We start from the raw sequence: 12,416 nt of genomic DNA, 5'->3' as shown, positions 1-12,416 counted from the left end.
GGGGGCGTTACATCCATGAGACGGGTCCAGGTCAGGATTCGTCACACGGTTTCTGAAATTTATTTCGGAGGCCCGCTGTCAGGGAGCGAGCACCTCCGCGAACACCGGCAGGGAGATGCCGAGTGCCTTGTCAAGTGAGGTCACGGTGTCAGTGACGGCGCGGCGGGTGGCCTGCGGAGTCGAGGTTGGGTGCGGGGTGACCGACACCCGGAGCACGGTGCGGCCCCGGATGGTGAACGTTCTCACCCGAGCTGAGCCGAGCCTCGGATCCGCCTCCAACCCCTCCGTGAGAAGTTCCTGGACGACAGGGGCAGCCACGGTGATCCGGCCGACCGATGATTGATCCACCAGGGCATCGCGGCTGCGGCCACCAGCCTGGCTCACGACCAGTGCGACCAGCAGGGTCACGATCAACGCCGCCGTTGCCAGCAGGACGATGTCACCCCAGGAGACTCCCGGCAGGGCTTGTCCTGCCCACCATGTCGGGATGTGGTCCTCCAGGCCGGTCCAGAACTCCGTGGCCCACTGCCATGAGGTGTGGGGGATGGCGCCCCAGGCGATGCCGAGCACGCCGGCCAACGTGAGAGTGGTACCGAGGGCGAGGAGCCAGGCGCGATTGACCAGTCGAGGGGTTGAATGCATCAGCGGGGCCTCCTCGCGGGGTTCAGCCGCACCACGACCTCAAGGGGTGGGGTGATGTCGGCCTCGGTGATGAAGCGCTGAAGGTGTTCGTTGACATGGGGCACATCCACCCGGTGCCCGGGTGGTGGGGTGAGGGTCACGACCCCCCGACGTCGATGCAACACAACGTGGACATCGCTGGTGGGAAGCGCCGCTGTGGACGAGGCCTCCTTGGTGAGGAGACCGGCGATCGCCGCGTCGTCGATCACGGCCGAGACCCGTTCCCCCTCGAGGACGCGCCTTGGGCGTCGTCCCGGAGCCAGGGCCAGGGCCACGAGGGCGAGACCCGCGAGGAGCGTCACGACCCCGATGAGCAGCTGCCATGCCGGGGCCAGGCCTGCCAGGCCACGGACCAGGGAGGCAGGGGCGATCAGGAGCGGTGAACCTCCTACCAGCCGTGCCACCGCCTCGGCGATGACCCAGAGGACCAGGAGGATGACCGCCCCCGCGGTGATCACCGTCGGCACGGCGCGTGACCGGTGCAGTTCCCTGCGCACCATACGGGAGGTGGGTACGGCACTCATTTGACCCTCGCCTTCGGCGTGATGACCGCACCCGTGAGGCGCATGTCGACGGCTCCGACGACGCGGCCGGTCAGTGTCGCCACGCGATGGCGGATGACCTCACTCGCAGTCCGAACCCGCTCAAGCAGGGGGGCCTCGGTCTCGCCACCGGAGGAGCGGTGAGCGGGGAGAGGATCCACGCGGACGGGCGAGGCGACCTCCAGGCCCAGGTCTCCTGAGGCATTGGCAAGGTTCACCTGGACCCGGCGCGCATCCACCCCGAGTGCGTCCCCGGCAACTGCGCTGGCCAACCGTGTCAGTGCCCGTGGGGCGATCAGGGTGTGTCCCCTCATCAGACGGACCGCCGCCCACGCAGTGCGCTCACCAGCCCGGCCACGTCGAGTCGACCCTCGAGGTAGCGTCCGATGAGGATCCCCACGGCCACGCCGAGTCCCACGAGGACGAACTGCCAGAAGCCCAGGACAAGCCACGTGAGGGTGAGGACGGCTCCGAGAAGGGCACCGATGTGGCTGCTGTTCACTGGACCCGGGCCTCGGACTCGTCGTTCTGGTCATCGGAGGGAAGGTGGACGTCGTTGACGGTGACGTTGACCTCGGTGACCTCCATGCCCACGATGTTCTCGATGGCGTCGATGATGTTGCTGCGGACCCCGTCGGCGACCTCCTGCAGCGGGGAGGGGTACTCAGCCACGATGACGACGTCCACGGCGACCTGGCGTTCGCCGACCTCGACGGAGATGCCCTGGGTCTGGTCGGCGCTGGCCACGGCTTCACGGATGGCGCCCAGCGCCCGGGCGACGCCGCCGCCCAGCGCGTGCACGCCCCGGGTCTCGCGAGCCGCGATACCCGCCACCTTGGCCACGACGCTGTTCTCGATGGTGGTCTTGCCCTGGTCCTTGATGGGGGCGGGGGTCTTGGCGGAAGTCATGTGTTCTCCTAGAGTTCTGTTGGGCCCGGATGTCTCCGGGTTCATCAATGGGACGGGTTCGGGTTGCGGTTCGTCACACACGAATCTCCACGCATCCATGGAACCAGTTCGTCGAGGATGCTCCGCGCGGTCCACGGGCAATCTGCCCTTTCCCTGGTGGGACAAGGAGCGATGATGTGAAGGGTGCGGCATGGTGCCGTTCCCGGAAGGAGCCAGCATGACCTATGTCAACATCACTGCACTGACCTACCCCAAGGGAGCCGAGGCCGAGATCGAGCAGCGGTTCTCCGCGCGACGGAGGTCGGTTGACCAGTCCCCGGGCTTCCAGTCCTTCGAACTGCTGCGCCCGGTGATGGGGGAGACCCGCTACTTCGTGGTCACCCGCTGGGATTCCCAGGAGGATTACCAGCGCTGGTCGGAGAATCGAGTGGCCGGATCCCATGCCGAGGATGAGCGTCGGGGCATGAGCATCGAGGTCCTCGGATTCGATGTGGTGCAGCACGAGGAGGGGAATCGGTCCTAGGGCAGGACGGCTCCGGCCCAGATGAGAGCTCCCGTCAGGGCGACCAGCGCTGCCACGTCGAACCAGCCGGGGCGTCGTGCAGTGTGTGTGGTCCTCCCTCGGCGGGAGGCGAAACCACGTGACTCCATCGCCATGGCGGTGAGGTCGGCCAGCCTGAATGAGGCCACGAGCATGGGCACCACGACCTTCGGCAATGACCGCAGCCACCTGAGGAAGTGACCTCGTGCATCGATACGCAGTCGTGTGGCCATCTCTCGCATCTCTCGTTTCATGAGTGCCGTGAACCTCCGCCCCATGCCCATGACATCGACGAGGGGGTATGGCACCCGGGCATGCGTGATGAGGGTGTCCGCGAAGCTCTGCCAGTCCAGGGTTGAGTAGGTGGCCACGATGAGTGCGGTCAGGGTGGCCATACGCAGCCCGAGCAGGATGGCGTGGTGACCTCCGAGCCATGGGAGGAAACTGAGTGCGACGAAACCGAGGACCACGGAGGTGACGATGATGGTTCGACGCATCACCGGCCATCCGGCGGCAACGGAGAGGAGCAGACACCCGATGAGGAGCGCCAGTAGCAGGCCCCAGCTGCCGATGACGAGCACGAAGGGTGAGGCGATCAGAGGGGTCAGGAAACCCACGAATGGATGGAGGGTGCAGCGGTGACGGCTCATCACAACGATGACACCCCCACCACTGCATGGTTCGACACGTGGATGACGTGAGTGGCCAACGCGTCGATGAGGGCATGGTCATGGGTGGCCATGAGGGTCACCCTGTCCTCAGCCCCGGTGAGGATCATCCGTGCGACACGTTGCGTTCCTGAGAGGTCCTGGGAGTAGGAGGGCTCATCGAGGAGGGCCAGTCTCGCAGGCCCTGCACCCAGGGCCTTCGCGATGGCCAAGCGTTGCCGCTGACCGCCGGAGAGGCTGAGTGGATGGCGTTCGGCCAGGTCGCTGAGCCCCGCGGCCTCCAGGTCGTGTCCGGGGGAACAGGAGGAGAGTTCGTCGCGGACGGTTGGGGAGAAGAGGTGGTTGAGTCCTCGCTGTGGCACCCAGGTCACCCCGCGGAGCAAGAGGTCCTTGCTGCGGGTCAAGGAGTTGAGCAGGGTCGACTTGCCGGCGCCGTTGGCGCCGGTCACGGCCGCCCGGGCGCCCCGGGGCAGTCGTGCGAAGCCGAGATCGAGTTCCTGCCAGTCCCGGCCTGTGCACCCGGTCGCCTCGCCGAGGTCCCCCAGGCGACCTCCGGGTACTCGGATCCCCAGCCGCTCGGCGCTGTCCGGCAGGGACGGGCCATCGGCGATCACCCTGCCCCTCTCGCCGAGGACGATGATCCGATCCGCCCGCTCCAGGTGTGGCGCCGGATCATGATCCACGACGAGGATCGTCAGTTCCCCGGCCAGCTCGTCGAGGACGCGGAGGAAGTCCCGTCGACCCTCGGCATCGAGCTGGGACGTGACCTCATCGAGCACCAGAACCGGTGCGCCCTGGGCGAGGGCGGCAGCCAGGGCCAGGCGTTGCTGTTCCCCACCGGAGAGCAGCATCGGATCTCGATTCTCGGGCAGGTGCGACAGACCGACCGCGCCGATGAGGTCCCTGGCGCGTGCGGTGGCCACGTCAGCGGGAATGCACCGGTAATCCATGGGGAGCCGCACCTCGTCGAGGACGTTGTGTCCAGACATCTGCGCCCCGGGGTCCTGCCAGACCGCCGCGACGGGGCCGCCCGACACCTGGCCCTGCACCTCGCCCCGGTGACAGCCGGCCAGCACCATGGCGAGCGTTGACTTGCCGGATCCGGTGGGGCCGCAGACGAGGGTGTAGCTGCCGGTGGCCAGGCAGAGATCGAGACCGTTGAAGAGGGTCTCCCCCGAGGTCGGGGAGACCTGAAGACCGCTGACCTTCACCCTTCCTGTCGCTCCCCGATCCCGGCGCGGTTGAGTGAACGCACGAGGAGCCACGCCAACCAGCCGTAACCGATGCCCGTGACGACACGAACCCCCAGGGCCAAGGCCTTGAGGCCCGGTGAGATCGCGTTGAACTCGGGAATGATGAACATGAAGCCGAAGGTCATGAAACCGATCAGGACGCCGGCGGTGACCGCCCAGGGCAGCTGGAGACGCCTTCCCTGACGGAACGGTAGGACGGAGGCCTCGACGACGAGAGCCGCCAAGAAGGCCATCCCGCCGCCACCCACTGCCCCGATCAGGCCGGTGATGGCTGCGGCCCCAGAACGTCGCACGAGGAGCGGGGCCATGATGACAGGCAGGAACCACGGGGTCGGGGAGGGGTAGGCCAGCCAGGGGATGCTGGCTCCGATGGCGAGACTGAGGAGTCGGGTCAGGGCGACGATGAGCGCGGTGAAGGCACCGAGCACGACGCACATCATGAGGGGGCGTGCCGTGAGCAGGTGGGGACGGCGCGATGAGGTCACAGCTCTTCCTCCATGCGGCGCTCGAGGTCGCTCTGGTCGCCCCCGTGTGCGATGACGTCACGGAGCAGTCGCAGTCGATCGATGTCGATCTGGGTGTTTGACGTGCCTCGCCGCCAATAGCCGTAGACCTGAGTGGCCTCCTTGCCAAGGTTCAGGACGCGACGGCAGTGCTGTCGGATGGGGCGGACCTCCGAGGACTCCGCTGCGGCCCACACGGAGTCGACCATGCTGAGGTCCAGGGCCAGGAAGGCGTCGATGAGGGTGCCGTCAACACGTTGGACCTCCACGCCGGGCAGGTCGGGGACCTGGTCCTCGGGAACCTGTGTCAGGAGTCGTACCCGCCCCGGCAGATCCAGCCCCCGGATGACGCTGATGGCGGCGGGGAGCCCGGTCGGGTCGGCGATGAGGACGTGGTCTGAGGCGATGTGGGGAAGCCGATGCTGGCTGGGCTCCCAGACCTCGACGCTGTCCCCGATCTGCGCCTGCCGGAGCCAGAGCATGGCGGGTGAATCGCCCTCGTGGACGACGAAGTCGACGCTGATGGTTCGGGATGCCGGGTCGGCGTCGGCGACGGTGTAGACACGGGAGGCTGTGGTGGGGGCACCCGCGATGCCATGGAGCTCCGGGGGCTGGAAGGGGAGTTCTAGTCGGATGGCGGTGTTGGGCAGCAGCCATTCCTCGAAGTGTGGGTCGTCGAGCGTGCCCGTGACCCGGGTGAGCTGGGCTGCGCGCGGTGTGATCCCCGTCACGCTCCAGTGGTGACGCGTGTGGTGGTCGTGGGAGTGGTCCTGCTCGTGATCATGGGGCTCGTCGAGCAGGGCCAGCAGCCCACGAAGTTCCTGAGCGTCGAGTGGAGTAGGTTGGGACACGAAGGGACACCTCCAATTCTGTTGGTCAGGCTAACCTTATCTTGTTTGTGTGGCCTCGGAAAGGAGACGTGATGGAGGCCCGACGAGGTCGTGGTCGCCCTGCACTGGTCACTGCTGAACGCATCACCGATGCGGCGGTGGCGATGGGGCTCGACCGGCTGAGCATCAAGGGGGTCGCCCAGGCTCTGGGGGTGTCGGAGATGTCCATCTATCGCCACGTCGGGAATCTCTCAGGACTGCAGACGGTGGTGGCAGAAGGGCTCTACCAGCGGCTCGAGCTCACCCCGCCTTGTCACGACGCGCCGCGCGAGGCACTTCTCGATCACGCCCTGATGATTCGCGATTTCGTGAGGAGTCATCCGGGAGCGGTGCCGTTGCTGATGGCTCTGGGACCCGAGCACGGCCAGGCCCTGACCCGGGTGGCGGCGCATCATGTCGAGTGGGCACGCCGCTATGGCTGGCCCCCCGGAGTGGCAGCCGTCGTGTTGGCCAGCGTGACCACCCATGCACTCGCCGTCGGAGACCTGATGGTCAGTGAGGGTGTCCCGCGGAGCGACGGGGAGGAGCTTCCTTCCATCGCTGAGGGGCAGGCGCTCGCCCGTAACCTGGGAGATCCCTTCGAGTGGTCCATGGGGTGCCTCATCGATGGTGTGCTGACCCAAGTCGAGCGTTGGTGTCATAGAGGCGAAGCCAAGCCCTGAACGGGGTACGGTGAATCCCATGGGCAGGGTGAGCAACAGGCGGCAGTTGCTGGAGGCGGCCATCAGGGTCGCCGAGAACCACGGCCTCCAGGCGGTGACCCTGGACTCCCTGGCGGCCGAGGCCGGACTCACCAAGGCTGGCCTGCTCTATCACTTCCCCGGACGGAGGGAGCTGCTCGTCGCCGTCTACGCGCACCTCGCTGCCGAGTGGGAGGCGGACATGGTGGCGGAGTTGGGGGGCGGGGACCCGGAGACGGCATCGCCCCGGGACCGGCTCTGCGCCTACATCAAGGTTTCCTCGCGTCCGATGAGCAAGGCGGAGCTGGTCTACCTCGCCGACGCCCGAGACGACCGGGAACTGATCGAGCCTTGGCGGGAGGTGGCGGATCGTTGGATCCCACCGTTCGATGAGATGGCCTCGCGGCCCGAGGTGATGGTGGCCTGTCTGGCGGCGGACGGGTTGTGGATCCATGACGTCCTGTCCGGTCGAATCCTTCCCGAGGGGATGCGTGAGGTGCTCGTGGACTGGCTCCTCGGTCTCGTGGATCAGTGATCGTTGGTCTCCCACCGGCTGGCCCGGCTGCCGATGCCGTAGTGACGCAGGGTCACCGTCGTGACGAGGGTCGCGATGGTCAGGACGACGGTGATGATGCCGAGCACGGTGGCGTAGGCGCCGTCAAAGGCCGTGGCGGCGATGGCGATGATCGTGGGGTCCCCGGTGGCATGCGCCGCCGTGATGCTCTCCCGAACTGCGCTCGGAGCTGTCGGTGGTGGCTGGATGGTTGCGGAGTAGATCGCGGAGAGGAGACTCCCCAGCACGGCGATGGCGAAGAGTCCGCCGAACTCGTAGGACACCTCCTCCACCGAGGAGGCCATGCCCGCACGATTCGGTGGAGCGTTGCCGATGATGGCCGTGGAGGCCACCGACATCGTGGCCCCGAGCCCGGCACCCGCTACAACGAGGCCCGTGACCAGGAGCCACGTGGCACGATGGTGGGCTCCGGCCAGAGCGCATGCCATGCCGATCGTGCCGACAGCGAAACCGCTTCCGACGATGATGCGCAGTCCGAGGATGTGGAGCAGGGCGCCGCTGAGAAGGCTCGTCGGGAGGGATCCGAGGGCGACGGCAGTGACCACCAGTCCGGCCTGGAGGGGGCTGTATCCAGCCACGAGCTGGAAACGCTGCGTCGTGGCCATCTCCAGCCCACCGACGGCGAACATGGACAGCGCCGCGGTCGCCACCCCCGTCGAGAAGGCGGCATTGCCGAAGAGGGAGAAGTCCAGCAGTGGATGTGTGAGGCGACGTTGACGTCGGACGAACAGGAAGCCGAAGAGCAGGGTCATCGCGAGGCTGGCGGTGAGCATGGGCCAGCTTGGCGGTAGGTGCGCCAGCTCCTTGACGGCCAGGACGGCGCCGGTGAGGGTCAGCAGTGCCCAGACCGAGGAGGTCCAGTCCCAGCGTCGGGATCGATCGACTGGGCTGGGGGAGGCGACCATGGGGATGGCGATGAGGGCGGCGATCACGACGGGGACGTTGATGAGGAACACCGATCCCCACCAGAAGTGCTCGAGAAGTATCCCGCCGACGATGGGGCCGCCCGCCATCCCGATGACGGCCACGCTGCCCCACACGCCGATGGCGAGGTTGCGTTCGCGGACGTCGTCGAAGGAGAGGCGGATGAGGGCCAGGGTGGCGGGCATCATGCAGGCGGCGCCGACCGCGAGCACCGCACGGGCCGCGATGAGCGTGGCGGGGTTGGGGGAGAAAGCGGCCAGGAGAGAGGCAGCGCCGAAGATCACCAGGCCCACGAGGAACAGCCGTCGATGGCCGAACCGGTCGCCCAGCGTGCCTGAGCCGAGCAGCAGCCCCGCCATGACCAACGGATAGGCGTTGATGATCCACAGTCCCTGTGTCGTCGATGCTCCGAGATCGCTGGTGAGGGTCGGTAGGGCTGTGTAGAGGATGGAGTTGTCCATCGTGATCATGAGCAGCCCGACGCTGACGGTCGCGAGGAGGAGCCAGCGTTGACGGGGCGTGTGCAGTGGCGACATGGCTAAAACTATACCAGTTGGTAAAGTTTGGTGCTGATGGCCGAAGGCTTGCCCGGATGAGTGTTGAGTGGTTCTCTGAGAGATGAAGCCGACGACGGGAGGAAGACGTGGGTCTGGACAGCGAGGGGGTGGCGGCTCAGCTGCGGTGCCCGGAGGGAGAGATCGGGAGACAGTTCGGGCGGGCAATGAATCTGCGGAATCTGACGATGATCGTCGGAGCCCTGGCTGAGCTGGGGATCCGTGAGGGGGATCGCATCCTGGAACCCGGGTGTGGGGATGGGGGACTCCTGGGCTACGTGCTGTCCATGGCTCGACGGCTGCACTACACGGGGCTGGAGCTGTCCGCAGAGATGGTGGCCGCCGCGCGGGAGTTCAATGCCCCGTTCCTCGCAGCGGGAATGGCGGACTACGTCCTGCTCAAGGGGAAGGGGGAGGGGCTGCCTTTCGATGACTCCTCATTCGAACGGATCCTGAGCGTCAACACGATCTACTTCCAGGAGGATCTGGGGTCGTGGCTGGGGGAACTGCGTCGCGTGATGGCCCCGGAGGGCAGACTGTGCCTGAGCTTCGCAGAACGGGACTTCATGGAGTCGCTGCCGTTCACCCGCCACGGATTCCACCTGGTCGATGGCGACGAGGTGGTAGAGCGGGCCGAGAATCGGGGGCTGCGGCTCCTCCGCAGGGTGGAGCAGCGGGACGTGGCGGTGTCCAAGGACGGGGAGCTGGTGGAGCGTCCGTTCGTCCACTTGGTCCTTGGTGGTTCGTGATTCTGGGACCATGTCGTCTCCTGGTCGCCGAATCGTGAACCGCAGCACCCCATGCCGCAACTCTGCGCGACGAGGTTCACCGTCACTGAACTCATGGGAGTGCACCGTACCCACATGGGAGGAGCGGAGCGTCGAGGGAACCTCACCCTCAGGAGCCTGGAGCGCCTGGCAGCGCGACTGGGCGTGGAGGTGGGGGATGTGATGGGGTGAGGCCCTGTGCGGGTCGAGCCTCCAGCTGCTTGACCCGCACACGACCTTCAGCTCAAGCTCCGGTGTTCGGCAATCCTGGCCGTGGCCTGGTCGGGTCAGGCGGCACAGGCTGTGACGGAACCGGCACCCCTGGCGGCTCCGAGATCGTCGGCTGTGGCGCCGTTGGCTCCGGTGCACTGGTTGGCGATGGCAATACCGGTGGGGCTGACGTCGGTGAGACCGTTGGCACCGGAATGTCCGTCGGCTCCGGACTCATCGTGGGCGGCTCGGTCACTGTCGGTGTGGCAGTGGCGCTTGGTGAATGCCCTGTTGGTGCAGCACTCGGTGTCACCGTTGACAACGGCGACACGCTCTCCGAAGGCGAGACCGTAGGCTCGGCCGTCACGCTGGGGCTCTCCGACGGGGATGGACTTGGCGAGGGCGTCTTGGAGGGCTTCGGCGACGGAGTCTTCGTCGGGGATGTGCTCGGCGACGGAGTGGCCGTGGCAGAAGGTGGTGCTGTGGGTAACGGGTCTGGGGTTGGCGAAGGTGATGGAATCGGTGGTGTTGTCGGTGGTTCGCCCTCCCCAACACCAGGACGATCCTCGTTCGGGTACCCCGGGGTTGGATCGCACTCGTCCCCGATGCCATCCCCATCCTCGTCGGTCTGGCCGTGGTTGTTGACCTCGGGGCAGTTGTCTTTGGCGTAGGGGCCTTGAATCCAAGCCAGCATTGGCTTCGGAGCCCGTGCGTTCGGTTCAGCGTTAGGCGAAGCATTTGGCGGGAGCGCCTCCCTTGCAACTCGAGGAATGCCTATCTCCTTGAGCAGGACTTCCCCAATCTGCTTCTGCCCAGTAAGGTTTGGGTGATACCATTCCATCTTGTCAAGCGACAGGGTTGGGTCAGTATTTCCATCTGGTTGCTCTAGACCCTTGGTTTCAAAGAACTCATTGATCCAGCGCTTGCTGTTTCTGTGCTCTGAACTGGGGTCGGGTTCGTGCCCACGGAAATGCTCAGGGATTGAGGCGATATATCTCGCCTTTGGAGCAACTTGGGGATAGGGCGGCAGGGATCGATTCCATTCGACGACGGCATCTCTCTGGACCTCTTCCAGCACCTTTGCAGCCCTGAGGAGTTCTGACCCTGCGCGATAGGTGTAATATTCCGAGCAAGGAAAATCGACAGGGTCTTTGCAGCTGTGAATGAAGTAACTCGACCCACTGTCAGGCAGAACCAGATTTGGGTAGCCGACCAAGATGATATCGACATCGTATCGATCCATTGATGTAAGCTGTTCCGCGATTTCGCTAAAAACATGCATTATGCGAGCTTTCAGGCCATCCCTGCCAGGGTCTTGCATCATGCGACGAGCAGCATTGACAGCCTTTTGGCACTCTTGTGCATAACGACGCCCCTTGGCAAAACACTGTTCGATGACGCTATCGAAATTCATGTCATTCCCGCCGATGGTGAGTAGTACCGTGTCAGCATCGTCAGGAATACTCTTAACCTGTTGGTTGGCAACCTGCTCAGTGGTATAGCCTGAGTGGGCAATGTTTGTCAGGTGCGTAGACACCCCTCGTTCGACGAGCTTCCTCCGATAGTATTGGGCCCAGTTATTTAGGCTGCGGTACGCCCCGGGTGCTGCGGTGTCATATGACCCCGCCCCGTTTCCGGCTGAATAGGAATCGCCCATCAAAACCATGCTCAGGACTTTCTCAGGACGTTAATTCAGACTTGGTATCGCATCCTCATCTGCTTTCGCAGTCGGCAACACGCTAGCGACTATGAGCGCCAAAGCCAAGGCGAATGCCACTACGGGAAATCTGCTCTTCATTGATTGCCTCTTTACGGATAGAGCATTGTGATACGAAAAACAGTCTCAGGAAACTCTTCGCACCCTCCTGTATGGGTGGTTAATATGACGCCAGCACTATACCCACTGATCATTTTCTTGAGGGTTGCATCCTGAGCAGTCCGTCGTTTCTTTTCTTCCCACCCCTGTTCTAGGGCAGATGCAGTAACAACATCGAACGCCTGGCTGACAGGAACTAACAATTTATAACATCGGGTAAAAATGGGTGGCTCAGGCTTGTGTCCTTCGTTCACCGTCTGGTTGGTGCCCAGCAGCTCCAACCCCTCCCAGCTCACCGAGGCCATCGGGTCAGCCTTCAACGCCTGCATCCCCCGGTCCCACTCCGACACGCACCCAGCCGCCAGCAGGCACACCGCGACCACTACGGTCGTCACTGCCCGCCAGCAGCGCAACATCGTCACCTCCAACGTTGGGGTACGAAGTCACCCTAAGGCGGCCCCACGCGCTGCGTCCAGAGACAGGCAGGAGGTGCACTGTCAGTCAGATGGCTGACCTTCCCATGTTCTAACGGCCAAACCTGGGCCTGCCGCCCTATTGAGCAAGCATCGCTTCACTCATAACTGGAAAATACTTGCCAACGGCTATCAAGGGCGCCTCAACGAACTCCCAGCCACATCCGGATCGTTGCCCAACTCGGACTCGTTTGAACCCAATTGAAAGCCCCGATGGATGACGCCCTAAGTCTCGCCCCCCTTGTCAATCGAGTCATTGTTACGCGGCAACGATTTTCTGATGTCGTGCCCAGCGACAAGGGTGAGGTTACTATTATAGGCATCGTCCATCTTGGCGAACTCGGCAGTGTCAAGTGGTGGAAGCAACGAGGAGTCGTTGGAAGGCTTCGCGTGGGGTGAGGTAGCCCAGTGTTGCTCGGGGGCGTTCATTG

General features: G+C 64.7%; 18 protein-coding genes and 1 pseudogene. 5 read left to right on the top strand and 14 right to left on the bottom strand.

Annotation, left to right across the window (positions count from 1 at the left end):
- Positions 1-78: 78 nt before the first annotated feature.
- Genes EII35_RS09810 through EII35_RS09790 form a run of 5 tightly spaced genes read right to left on the bottom strand, consistent with a single transcriptional unit; the run spans position 79 to position 2,132 of the window.
- A complete protein-coding gene (locus EII35_RS09810) occupies positions 79-642 on the bottom strand; it encodes a hypothetical protein (RefSeq protein WP_125228292.1) in 564 nt (187 codons plus the stop codon).
- Positions 642-1,205, bottom strand: coding sequence for a hypothetical protein (locus EII35_RS09805; RefSeq protein ID WP_125228291.1), 564 nt, complete (start codon positions 1,203-1,205; stop codon positions 642-644). Before EII35_RS09805 ends, EII35_RS09810 begins: the two co-directional genes overlap by 1 nt.
- On the bottom strand, positions 1,202-1,537 hold the full coding sequence (locus tag EII35_RS09800; RefSeq protein ID WP_125228290.1) for a hypothetical protein: 336 nt from the start codon (positions 1,535-1,537) through the stop codon (positions 1,202-1,204). Before EII35_RS09800 ends, EII35_RS09805 begins: the two co-directional genes overlap by 4 nt.
- Entirely contained in the window at positions 1,537-1,725 is a 189-nt protein-coding gene (locus EII35_RS09795; protein WP_125228289.1) for a DUF2273 domain-containing protein, read from the bottom strand. Before EII35_RS09795 ends, EII35_RS09800 begins: the two co-directional genes overlap by 1 nt.
- Positions 1,722-2,132: an Asp23/Gls24 family envelope stress response protein gene (locus tag EII35_RS09790; RefSeq protein WP_125228288.1), complete on the bottom strand. Its 411-nt coding sequence runs from the start codon at positions 2,130-2,132 to the stop codon at positions 1,722-1,724. The genes EII35_RS09795 and EII35_RS09790 overlap by 4 nt, the downstream gene beginning before the upstream one ends.
- A gap of 217 nt (positions 2,133-2,349) precedes the next feature.
- Here EII35_RS09790 and EII35_RS09785 point away from each other — a divergent pair, with 217 nt between their 5' ends.
- Positions 2,350-2,655, top strand: coding sequence for an antibiotic biosynthesis monooxygenase family protein (locus EII35_RS09785; RefSeq protein WP_125228287.1), 306 nt, complete (start codon positions 2,350-2,352; stop codon positions 2,653-2,655).
- Here EII35_RS09785 and EII35_RS09780 read toward each other — a convergent pair.
- From EII35_RS09780 to EII35_RS09770, 4 genes are read right to left on the bottom strand one after another with little or no spacing between them, the layout of a single operon-like run.
- On the bottom strand, positions 2,652-3,323 hold the full coding sequence (locus tag EII35_RS09780) for an energy-coupling factor transporter transmembrane component T family protein (protein ID WP_125228286.1): 672 nt from the start codon (positions 3,321-3,323) through the stop codon (positions 2,652-2,654). The genes EII35_RS09785 and EII35_RS09780 overlap by 4 nt on opposite strands.
- On the bottom strand, positions 3,323-4,552 hold the full coding sequence (locus EII35_RS16635; RefSeq protein WP_185744262.1) for an ATP-binding cassette domain-containing protein: 1,230 nt from the start codon (positions 4,550-4,552) through the stop codon (positions 3,323-3,325). The genes EII35_RS09780 and EII35_RS16635 overlap by 1 nt, the downstream gene beginning before the upstream one ends.
- On the bottom strand, positions 4,549-5,079 hold the full coding sequence (locus EII35_RS15930) for an ABC transporter permease (protein ID WP_185744261.1): 531 nt from the start codon (positions 5,077-5,079) through the stop codon (positions 4,549-4,551). Before EII35_RS15930 ends, EII35_RS16635 begins: the two co-directional genes overlap by 4 nt.
- Positions 5,076-5,948: a siderophore-interacting protein gene (locus EII35_RS09770; RefSeq protein ID WP_125228284.1), complete on the bottom strand. Its 873-nt coding sequence runs from the start codon at positions 5,946-5,948 to the stop codon at positions 5,076-5,078. The genes EII35_RS15930 and EII35_RS09770 overlap by 4 nt, the downstream gene beginning before the upstream one ends.
- A 71-nt stretch (positions 5,949-6,019) precedes the next feature.
- On the opposite strand from EII35_RS09770, the gene EII35_RS09765 reads away from it, so the two are divergent.
- Positions 6,020-6,649 (top strand): TetR/AcrR family transcriptional regulator, encoded by a 630-nt coding sequence (locus EII35_RS09765; protein WP_125228283.1) that lies wholly within the window; start codon positions 6,020-6,022, stop codon positions 6,647-6,649.
- A 19-nt stretch (positions 6,650-6,668) separates the two neighbouring features.
- Complete coding sequence (locus EII35_RS09760; RefSeq protein ID WP_125228282.1) at positions 6,669-7,202, top strand: TetR/AcrR family transcriptional regulator; 534 nt, start codon at positions 6,669-6,671, stop codon at positions 7,200-7,202.
- Here EII35_RS09760 and EII35_RS09755 read toward each other — a convergent pair.
- On the bottom strand, positions 7,196-8,701 hold the full coding sequence (locus EII35_RS09755; protein WP_125228281.1) for an MFS transporter: 1,506 nt from the start codon (positions 8,699-8,701) through the stop codon (positions 7,196-7,198). The two genes, EII35_RS09760 and EII35_RS09755, sit on opposite strands and share 7 nt — an antisense overlap.
- 107 nt (positions 8,702-8,808) lie before the next feature.
- On the opposite strand from EII35_RS09755, the gene EII35_RS09750 reads away from it, so the two are divergent.
- Together EII35_RS09750 and EII35_RS15925 are read left to right on the top strand one after the other, a co-directional pair.
- A complete protein-coding gene (locus tag EII35_RS09750) occupies positions 8,809-9,468 on the top strand; it encodes a class I SAM-dependent methyltransferase (protein ID WP_221739726.1) in 660 nt (219 codons plus the stop codon).
- Positions 9,469-9,519: 51 nt separating this feature from the next.
- The gene (locus EII35_RS15925; protein ID WP_185744259.1) at positions 9,520-9,678 is read left to right on the top strand and encodes a hypothetical protein; all 159 of its coding nucleotides are present in this window, start codon (positions 9,520-9,522) and stop codon (positions 9,676-9,678) included.
- 95 nt (positions 9,679-9,773) lie between these two features.
- Here EII35_RS15925 and EII35_RS16520 read toward each other — a convergent pair whose 3' ends face one another.
- The 4 genes and pseudogenes from EII35_RS16520 to EII35_RS16255 all read right to left on the bottom strand — a co-directional run.
- Positions 9,774-10,292: a hypothetical protein gene (locus EII35_RS16520; protein WP_260465085.1), complete on the bottom strand. Its 519-nt coding sequence runs from the start codon at positions 10,290-10,292 to the stop codon at positions 9,774-9,776.
- 212 nt (positions 10,293-10,504) lie between these two features.
- Positions 10,505-11,353: pseudogene (locus EII35_RS16715) on the bottom strand (GDSL-type esterase/lipase family protein); the annotation flags it as partial.
- 152 nt (positions 11,354-11,505) lie between these two features.
- A complete protein-coding gene (locus tag EII35_RS09740) occupies positions 11,506-11,841 on the bottom strand; it encodes a hypothetical protein (protein WP_125228279.1) in 336 nt (111 codons plus the stop codon).
- Positions 11,842-12,210: 369 nt separating this feature from the next.
- A partial coding sequence (locus tag EII35_RS16255; RefSeq protein WP_221739725.1) for a hypothetical protein occupies positions 12,211-12,416 on the bottom strand: 206 nt, incomplete at its 5' end.

Origin of the sequence: Arachnia propionica (assembly GCF_003932785.1) — a bacterium.
GTDB classification, from domain to species: Bacteria; Actinomycetota; Actinomycetes; order Propionibacteriales; family Propionibacteriaceae; genus Arachnia; species Arachnia propionica_B.
This window is presented reverse-complemented; position numbering and strand designations above follow the sequence as displayed.

Coding starts and splice junctions, on each gene's coding strand:
- EII35_RS09810 (WP_125228292.1), bottom strand. CDS start 642: ATGCATTCAACCCCTCGACTGGTCAATCGCGCCTGGCTCCTCGCCCTC.
- EII35_RS09805 (WP_125228291.1), bottom strand. CDS start 1,205: ATGAGTGCCGTACCCACCTCCCGTATGGTGCGCAGGGAACTGCACCGG.
- EII35_RS09800 (WP_125228290.1), bottom strand. CDS start 1,537: ATGAGGGGACACACCCTGATCGCCCCACGGGCACTGACACGGTTGGCC.
- EII35_RS09790 (WP_125228288.1), bottom strand. CDS start 2,132: ATGACTTCCGCCAAGACCCCCGCCCCCATCAAGGACCAGGGCAAGACC.
- EII35_RS09785 (WP_125228287.1), top strand. CDS start 2,350: ATGACCTATGTCAACATCACTGCACTGACCTACCCCAAGGGAGCCGAG.
- EII35_RS09780 (WP_125228286.1), bottom strand. CDS start 3,323: ATGAGCCGTCACCGCTGCACCCTCCATCCATTCGTGGGTTTCCTGACC.
- EII35_RS09765 (WP_125228283.1), top strand. CDS start 6,020: ATGGAGGCCCGACGAGGTCGTGGTCGCCCTGCACTGGTCACTGCTGAA.
- EII35_RS09760 (WP_125228282.1), top strand. CDS start 6,669: ATGGGCAGGGTGAGCAACAGGCGGCAGTTGCTGGAGGCGGCCATCAGG.
- EII35_RS09755 (WP_125228281.1), bottom strand. CDS start 8,701: ATGTCGCCACTGCACACGCCCCGTCAACGCTGGCTCCTCCTCGCGACC.
- EII35_RS15925 (WP_185744259.1), top strand. CDS start 9,520: ATGCCGCAACTCTGCGCGACGAGGTTCACCGTCACTGAACTCATGGGA.
- EII35_RS09740 (WP_125228279.1), bottom strand. CDS start 11,841: ATGCAGGCGTTGAAGGCTGACCCGATGGCCTCGGTGAGCTGGGAGGGG.